Origin of the sequence: Exiguobacterium sp. s129 (genome assembly GCF_018617585.1) — a bacterium.
GTDB classification, from domain to species: Bacteria; Bacillota; Bacilli; order Exiguobacteriales; family Exiguobacteriaceae; genus Exiguobacterium; species Exiguobacterium aestuarii_A.
Map to the genome: position 1 here is coordinate 1 of NZ_JACSKL010000025.1, position 7,845 is coordinate 7,845.

At 47.4% G+C, this 7,845-nt stretch carries 6 protein-coding genes, 8 tRNA genes, 1 rRNA gene and 1 pseudogene; all 16 read left to right on the plus strand.

Annotation, left to right across the window (positions count from 1 at the left end; all coding sequences use genetic code 11):
- Positions 1–139 precede the first annotated feature (139 nt).
- Positions 140–256, plus strand: a 5S ribosomal RNA gene (rrf, locus tag KNO92_RS14485).
- 8 nt (positions 257–264) lie between these two features.
- Positions 265–339, plus strand: a tRNA-Asn gene (locus KNO92_RS14490).
- 5 nt (positions 340–344) lie between these two features.
- Positions 345–419, plus strand: a tRNA-Glu gene (locus KNO92_RS14495).
- 4 nt (positions 420–423) lie between these two features.
- Positions 424–499: transfer RNA gene (locus KNO92_RS14500), tRNA-Val, on the plus strand.
- Positions 500–530: 31 nt separating this feature from the next.
- Positions 531–603: transfer RNA gene (locus KNO92_RS14505), tRNA-Thr, on the plus strand.
- A gap of 6 nt (positions 604–609) precedes the next feature.
- Positions 610–693 (plus strand) — tRNA-Tyr (locus tag KNO92_RS14510).
- A 5-nt stretch (positions 694–698) separates the two neighbouring features.
- Positions 699–774 (plus strand) — tRNA-Lys (locus tag KNO92_RS14515).
- 6 nt (positions 775–780) lie between these two features.
- Positions 781–855: transfer RNA gene (locus KNO92_RS14520), tRNA-Gly, on the plus strand.
- A gap of 18 nt (positions 856–873) precedes the next feature.
- Positions 874–949: transfer RNA gene (locus tag KNO92_RS14525), tRNA-Ala, on the plus strand.
- A gap of 201 nt (positions 950–1,150) precedes the next feature.
- Positions 1,151–2,053: an arginase gene (gene rocF / locus KNO92_RS14530; protein ID WP_214697366.1), complete on the plus strand. Its 903-nt coding sequence runs from the start codon at positions 1,151–1,153 to the stop codon at positions 2,051–2,053.
- Between the two features lie 130 nt (positions 2,054–2,183).
- Entirely contained in the window at positions 2,184–2,759 is a 576-nt protein-coding gene (gene sigW / locus KNO92_RS14535) for an RNA polymerase sigma factor SigW (protein WP_012727640.1), read from the plus strand.
- On the plus strand, positions 2,756–3,391 hold the full coding sequence (locus tag KNO92_RS14540) for an RseA family anti-sigma factor (protein WP_214697364.1): 636 nt from the start codon (positions 2,756–2,758) through the stop codon (positions 3,389–3,391). The genes sigW and KNO92_RS14540 overlap by 4 nt, the downstream gene beginning before the upstream one ends.
- Before the next feature lie 127 nt (positions 3,392–3,518).
- Complete coding sequence (cdaA, locus tag KNO92_RS14545) at positions 3,519–4,379, plus strand: diadenylate cyclase CdaA (RefSeq protein ID WP_214697362.1); 861 nt, start codon at positions 3,519–3,521, stop codon at positions 4,377–4,379.
- Positions 4,380–5,660 carry a CdaR family protein gene (locus KNO92_RS14550; protein ID WP_214697360.1) on the plus strand — a complete coding sequence of 427 codons (1,281 nt, stop codon included), beginning with the start codon at positions 4,380–4,382 and terminating at the stop codon, positions 5,658–5,660.
- Positions 5,661–5,696: 36 nt separating this feature from the next.
- The gene (gene glmM / locus KNO92_RS14555) at positions 5,697–7,055 is read left to right on the plus strand and encodes a phosphoglucosamine mutase (RefSeq protein WP_214697357.1); all 1,359 of its coding nucleotides are present in this window, start codon (positions 5,697–5,699) and stop codon (positions 7,053–7,055) included.
- A 359-nt stretch (positions 7,056–7,414) separates the two neighbouring features.
- Positions 7,415–7,845: pseudogene (locus KNO92_RS14560) on the plus strand (glutamine--fructose-6-phosphate transaminase (isomerizing)); the annotation flags it as partial.

Here is a 7,845-nt window from a genome sequence, read left to right on the forward strand (position 1 = left end):
GACACGTGGAGCTGAATGATACTAATCGGTCGAGGCTTTGATCTAGTCTAATGGTTTGTGTTGATGAATCCTCAGTTTTCAGGGAACAAACCCTAAACATTATTGACATGCGTATGACGTGGTGTTAATATTCATTTTGTCTGGTGGCGATAGCGAGACGGCCACACCTGTTCCCATGCCGAACACAGAAGTTAAGCGTTTCAGCGCCGAAAGTAGTTGGGGGATCTCCCCCTGTGAGGATAGGACGTTGCCAGGCAAGATCGTTCCGCAATAGCTCAGTGGTAGAGCAACCGGCTGTTAACCGGTAGGTCGTAGGTTCAAATCCTACTTGCGGAGCCAATTTAGGCCCGTTGGTCAAGCGGTTAAGACACCGCCCTTTCACGGCGGTAACACGGGTTCGAATCCCGTACGGGTCACCAATATGGAGGATTAGCTCAGCTGGGAGAGCACCTGCCTTACAAGCAGGGGGTCGGCGGTTCGATCCCGTCATCCTCCACCATTTTTATGTATTACATCAAACCTATATATATGCCGGTGTAGCTCAGTTGGTAGAGCATCTGACTTGTAATCAGAGGGTCGAGGGTTCGAATCCTTTCGCCGGCACTCCTCGGGGGGGTAGCGAAGTGGCTAAACGCGGCGGACTGTAAATCCGCTCCTTCGGGTTCGGCGGTTCGAATCCGCCCCCCCCCACCAGGTTTGAGCCATTAGCTCAGTTGGTAGAGCATCTGACTTTTAATCAGAGGGTCGCAGGTTCGAGCCCTGCATGGCTCACCATTTTTTGCGGAAGTAGTTCAGTGGTAGAATACGACCTTGCCAAGGTCGGGGTCGCGGGTTCGAATCCCGTCTTCCGCTCCATATTCTTATCCCTGTTTCGGGGCCTTAGCTCAGCTGGGAGAGCGCCTGCCTTGCACGCAGGAGGTCAGCGGTTCGATCCCGCTAGGCTCCACCATATGTTTGTTTCTTAAGTTAGTAATGACTTAAGTTTTTTTTTGCCTAAAACCATGAACCATTCAAATGAGAGTACAGAGAAAGGCAACCTGCCACCATTCAGGTTGCCTTTTTGTATGTTTATTCATTTTATTGCCGAGTTGAACCAAACGAATGATAGCGTTTACAATTTAGTTATCAAGCGTTCAAAGGGGGAATGGCAATGCAATGGTCATATATTCATGTACCGCTGCGATACGGTCAAGGGAAACTCGGGGTTGACCAAGGACCAGCAAAATTAAACGAATTAGGGATGGAGGCACTCCTGCCATCGGAAACGGTCAAACATAAGATACGCGTGTTACCGGAATCTGAAATTCGTGAAAATGAGGAACACTTGAAGCGAGTCGATGGTGTCCTACACACAGTCACCGAATTAGCGGAAGTTGTGCATCGTGAGATTACAGCAAATCGATTCCCATTGATCGTTGGGGGCGATCATAGTATGGCAATCGGTACACTCGCTGGGTTGGCTCAAACAGGACCATACGGTGTCATCTGGGTAGATGCCCATGCTGACTTGAATACAGGAGAAACTTCACCATCCGGTAACATTCATGGAATGCCACTTGCGGCTGCGATGGGCATGGGTGATGTTCGTCTGACAGAGGTAGGCGGACGTGAGCCGAAGCTATCACCGGAGCATTTAGTATACATCGCACTTCGTGATATCGATGAAGGGGAAATGAACGAGATTAATCGACTTGGCATCAAAGTCATCACTGTAGAAGAAGTGCGAACGCGTGGTGTGGATATCATCATGCAAGAAGCATTGAATTATCTACGTGAACGCGTCAATCGTTTCTATATCAGTTTTGATATGGATAGCTTAGATGCATCACTTGTACCTGGCACTGGGACACCGGTTGATGGTGGTCTGACAGAAGTCGAGGCCAAAGCGATTTTAACAGAAGCCATGAAAGCCGATGATTTGATTGCTGTCGAACTCGTTGAATTGAATCCGATGTTAGACCGAGAAGATATGACGGCAAATTTAGCGTATCGTCTGTGCGAAACGATTATAAAATCAAAAGAAAACCTGTTATTGGAAGGCGAGACAGTCTGATTTCCTTACAGTTTCCAAACCCGTTTGCTACAATGGGGATGGAAACTTTTTTTATTTTTAATGAAACCATTTGAATCATGAGACGTATATAGAAATGACCGCATGTGTAGCGGAGAGGGGAAGTGGATTGATGGAACGGCTGACCACCCGTTTGGTAGATGAATTGAGGGCGGGGAATCACGATTCGTTTGCCGAACTGGTAGAACTATACAAGGATGGTGTCTTTGCAATCGCCTATAAAATTTTGTATGATCGTGGCGAAGCGGAAGACGCTGCCCAAGAAGCGTTCATTCGTGCGTATACACGAATCGATACGTATGACGCACAATATAAGTTCAAAACGTGGCTCTATCGAATCACAACGAACGTTGCCATCGATCGATTGAGGAAACGAAAACCGGAGTATTCGATGGATGCCGAAATTGCAGGTACAGACGGTTTGACCTATCAAGACCACTTAGCTGATGAAGCGCCCCAACCCGATGCCCAAGTGGTTCATCGCGAAATTCGAAGTGAGATGCATGAAGCGATCAAGCAACTCCCCGACAAATATCGTATTCCTTTACTCCTAAAGTATGTGGATGATTTGTCATTAAAAGAAATCAGCGTGATGATCGACATGCCGGTCGCAACGGTTAAAACAAGGATCTTCCGGGGAAGAGAAATGTTAAAAACAATCTTTCAAAATAGGGAGGGGTTCAATTGACTCCTGAAGAAAAAGTACAACAATATTTGGAAGATGGCGTTTTGCCCGAAGAATCTGACGAATTGCGTCAATTGTTAGAAGACGATGAATTATACAAGTCGTATCTACAATATGAACGAATCGACGCAGAACTGAAAGCATTGCCTCGTCCAAAGTTATCAGCCGATTTTACTGCACGTGTGATGGCCGCTTTGCCTGAAGCACCTGTACAAAAAGCACCCGATACGGTCGTTCCGTTATCAAAACCAATCCGAAAAGAACGAAAACCGCACTCGAAACAAATCGCTTGGCTACAACGACACCCGGCTTTAATCGCGGCGGTCCTGTTCTTCAGTCTAATGTCTAGCGCGACACTTGGACTCTGGAACAGTGCATCTGAGACGATGACCTATACAAAAGTACCAGGGGTTGTCGTGTCAGAGAACGAAGTCATTGTGCCAGCCGGTGTAACGGTCGAGAAGGATATCACCGTTCAAGGTGGCGATTTACGAATCGAAGGAACGGTCAAAGGTGACGCGACCGCTGTGAATGGTCGTGCGTATTTAGCCAGTGCCGGTCAAGTGACAGGTGAGCTTGAACAAATTGACCAAATGTTCGAGTGGATTTGGTACTCGATGAAACAACTATTCTAAAGACGCATCTAGCGTCTTTTTTTCGTTTCAATCTGGTTTCGTTTTGAAGTGACGCAATGCGTCTAGACAGAATTGATGATATAATGAAACTTGCACGATTTAGCTAGGTAGTTAAGGAGGGGAGCATTTGCCGCTACTTGAACAAGTATCATTTTTCTCATTTTTAAATCTTTCAGAAAACGTACATTGGTACGATTATTTGAATGATGTTTTAGATATCGTCGTCGTCACGTACGTGATTTATAAGTTAATGATGATTGTACGTGGGACAAAAGCAGTTCAGTTAATCAAAGGGATCTCGATCATCCTGGTCAGTTGGTTCTTGAGCGGTTTCTTCGGATTGAAGACGCTCCAGTTCTTGCTAAATCAGGTGATTACGTATGGTCTTCTTGGGATCATCATCATCTTTCAACCTGAGTTGAGACGTGGTCTTGAACATCTCGGACGAACGAGCAATTTATTCGGACGTACGGGAACGAGTGACGAAGAGCAACAACGACAAATGATTGAAGCAATCGTCAGTTCTGCACAGTATATGTCCAAACGGCGAATCGGTGCATTGATTGCCATCGAACGCGATACGGGACTCAATGAATATGTCGAGACAGGCATTCGGATGGACTCACATATTACGTCTCAGTTGATTATTAACTTATTCATTCCAAACACGCCGCTTCATGATGGAGCGATGATTATTCAGGACGGGAAGATTGCAGCGGCAGCTTGTTATTTACCGCTCTCTGAAAGCCCACACATCGATAAAGCGCTCGGGACACGTCACCGTGCAGCCATCGGCGTCAGTGAAGTGACAGACAGTGTCACCCTTACCGTCTCAGAAGAAACGGGAGCGGTCTCCCTTGCGATTGCAGGGCGTCTGTATCGCGAATTGGATGAAGAAGCGCTGCGTAACAAATTAATTCAAGAACTCGTCATCGAAGAAAAAGAGGCGACCCTCTCGTTCTTCGGTAAAAAAGGAGGGGATAAGTAAGTGATTGATCAGTGGTTACAACATAAATGGTTTCTCCGCTTCATCGCACTTGCTTTAGCCGTCCTTTTATACTTAATGGTCGCTGAGACCAGTTCTTCAAACAATGCGTCGAGCGCGCTGCCGATTGTCGGACAGAGTTCCATGACGCTCGATGTGCCGGTCGAAGTGTTTTTTGATGAGGTGCAGTATGTCGCATATAATGTACCGGAAGAGATGGGCGTTGAGCTTCAAGGTCCGTCCAGTAGTTTAACGATGACCAAATTGGTGAAAGATTATCAGGTATTCGTCGACTTGACGAACCTCGGGACGGGCTTTCACCGTGTTCCGGTCGAGGCACGAGGATTCGGTGGCGACGTCAACGTCAAGTTAGACCGAGAGACTGTCGAAATCTATATTGACCGGAAGCAAACGATTGAAGTGCCGGTATCTGTCAACTTATTAAACAAAGATCAGTTACCGGACGGGAAAGTAGCTGGTGATGTCGAAATCGAACCGTCTACTGTGAAAGTCACGGGAGGCGCAAGTCGGATTCAAAACGTCAAAGAAATTACATTGAATGTAGACGTTGCGAATCAAAGTCAGACGTTTACACGAGAAATTCCCCCGACTATTTTAGATGCGAATGGAAACCCATTGAACGTGTCGGTCGACCCGAATATCATCAATGTCACCGTACCGATTTATGATCAAAGTGCGATGATCCCAATCGAGGTCGTTACGAGCGGAGAAGTGGCGGATGACTTCCGACTAGTCGATACGTTGTTAAGTGAGACGGAAGTCCGTGTCTTTGCACCAAAAGAAGTGCTCGATGCACTCGAAACAATCGAGACGGAACCGATTGAGCTGGATGACTTAACAAAGTCTGAAAAGTTAAATGCCACCCTCCGCCTTCCAGAAGGAGCGACATCTCTCGGTAAAAAAGAAGTCGAAGTCCAAGTGTTGATTCGTCCGAACGACGAGTCGAAAGATGACACGGGTGAATTGACGGAACGGATTCGATTGACGGTTCCTGTCAATGTTCGTGGATATGACCGGACAAATTACACGGTTCAAACGCAAGAAGTCGTCAGTGTGACGTTGTCTGGAAAACGATCCCTTCTAGAGAACATCTCCTCGAACAGTGTCAATGTAACCTTAGATTTAACAGGTTTACCGAGTGGGACACACGCGGTAGATGTAGATTATGAAGTACCAAAAGGCGTGACTGTCATTTCGCCGAAAACAATCGATGTTCAATTGACGAGCGTCGATGAAGAAACAGAAACATCTTCCATTCAATAAAGATGTTCAATCATACAAAAGTGAGGATTTAATCTTATGGGTAAATATTTTGGAACAGATGGAGTTCGCGGTGTTGCGAACTCTGAGTTGACTGCGGAATTAGCATATCGTTTAGGTCGTGCGGGTGGCTACGTGCTCTCGAAACATTTGCCAGAAGGCGAACAGCCAAAAGTCTTGATTGGTCGTGACACACGAATCTCAGGACATATGTTAGAGGGGGCATTGATTGCGGGTCTTCTTTCGATCGGTGCAGAAGTCATGCGTCTCGGTGTCATTTCGACACCTGGGGTCGCTTACTTGACGAAGTCATTAGATGCGACAGCGGGAGTCATGATCTCGGCATCGCATAACCCCGTGGCAGACAACGGCATCAAATTCTTCGGTAGCGATGGTTTCAAATTAGATGACGCAACCGAGCAAGAAATCGAAGACATTTTGGACGCTGCAGAAGATACACTCCCACGTCCGACTGGAAAAGACCTCGGTTTCGTTTCAGATTATTATGAAGGTGCACAAAAGTATCTTCAAATGTTGAAACAGACTGTAGAAGAGGACTTTGATGGCCTTCACATCGCGCTTGACTGTGCGCATGGTGCAACAAGTGGTCTTGCAGCGCGTCTCTTCGCTGACCTTGAGGCGAACGTGTCGACAATCGGAAACTCGCCGAACGGGTTGAACATCAACGAAGGTGTCGGCTCGACACACCCTGAGCACTTGGCTGAGTTCGTTCGTGAAAAAGGAGCGGATATGGGTCTTGCCTTTGATGGTGATGGAGACCGTTTGATTGCGATTGATGAGAACGGTGATATCGTGGATGGAGACAAAATCATGTACATCTGCGGGAAATACTTGAGTGAAAAAGGTCGTTTGAAAGACAACACAATTGTCGCGACGGTCATGAGTAACCTTGGCTTCCATAAAGCTGTAGAAGAAGCGGGCATGACGGCGCTTCAAACAGCAGTTGGAGACCGTTACGTTGTAGAAGAAATGAAGAAACATCAATACACACTCGGTGGCGAACAGTCGGGTCACTTGATTTTCCTCGATCACTCGACAACGGGTGATGGGATGTTATCAGGCGTCCAATTGGCGGAAATCGTCAAGTCGACAGGTCGTAAACTTTCTGAATTGGCAGCTGAGATGCCGGTTTATCCGCAAAAGCTCGTCAACATTCGTGTGACGAATAAGAATGATGCAATGAATGGAGAGCGTGTGCTCGCGACGATTCAAGAAGCGGAAGCGGAAATGGCTGGGAACGGTCGGATTCTCGTCCGTGCATCTGGAACAGAGCCACTCGTCCGTGTCATGGCAGAAGCGCCGACAGCGGAAGAGTGCGATCTCTACGTTGAAAAAATCGCACAAGTCGTGCGTGAAGATTACGGCGTAGAAGGATAATTTTTCAGAAACCGGGAATAACACAAGGGAATCCAACGTTGGATTCCCTTTTTGTTTCCGTTTTGTCATCGAGAAAACAATGGTTCTTCTTGACGAATGGGGGTGTGATTTGTACTATTAAGAGCGTGACCTTGGAAACGGAAGGACACAAGAGTACGAACAAGCGCCAGAACTCTGCGGAGTTGACGAGGTTGGAGGTTATCGAGTTTTCGGCGGATGCCTCCTCGTCGCCTGTCACGACGAAAAGCACGCTTTTAAAACGCCCGGGTGACCGGACGGACAAAGAAGTGTGTGTTGACAGCTCTTAGAAAAAGCCCGTTTCCTTTTTCGAGAAATCGAAGAATAGAGGAGATTTGTTTATGTGTGGAATTGTAGGAATGATTGGGAATACCGGAGCGAAGGAAGTCCTTCTCAAAGGTCTTGAAAAACTCGAGTACCGTGGTTATGACTCGGCAGGTCTTGCGTTGATGCATGAAAATGTCAACGTTCACAAAGAAGTCGGTCGCATCGCTGCGCTACGCGAAATCATCCCAGCAGAAGTAGACGGCACGATTGGAATCGGCCACACACGTTGGGCGACACACGGGGTACCGAGCGTACCGAACGCCCACCCGCACCAAAGTACGACAGGACGCTTTACGCTCGTGCACAACGGCGTGATCGAGAACGACGAAATCATCAAGAAGACGCTTGATGTCCCGTTCCTCTCGGAGACGGACACGGAAGTCATCGTCCAGCTCATGGAGAAGCACTTCGTCGAGCTCGGTGATGTCGAGGCGGCGTTCCGCAA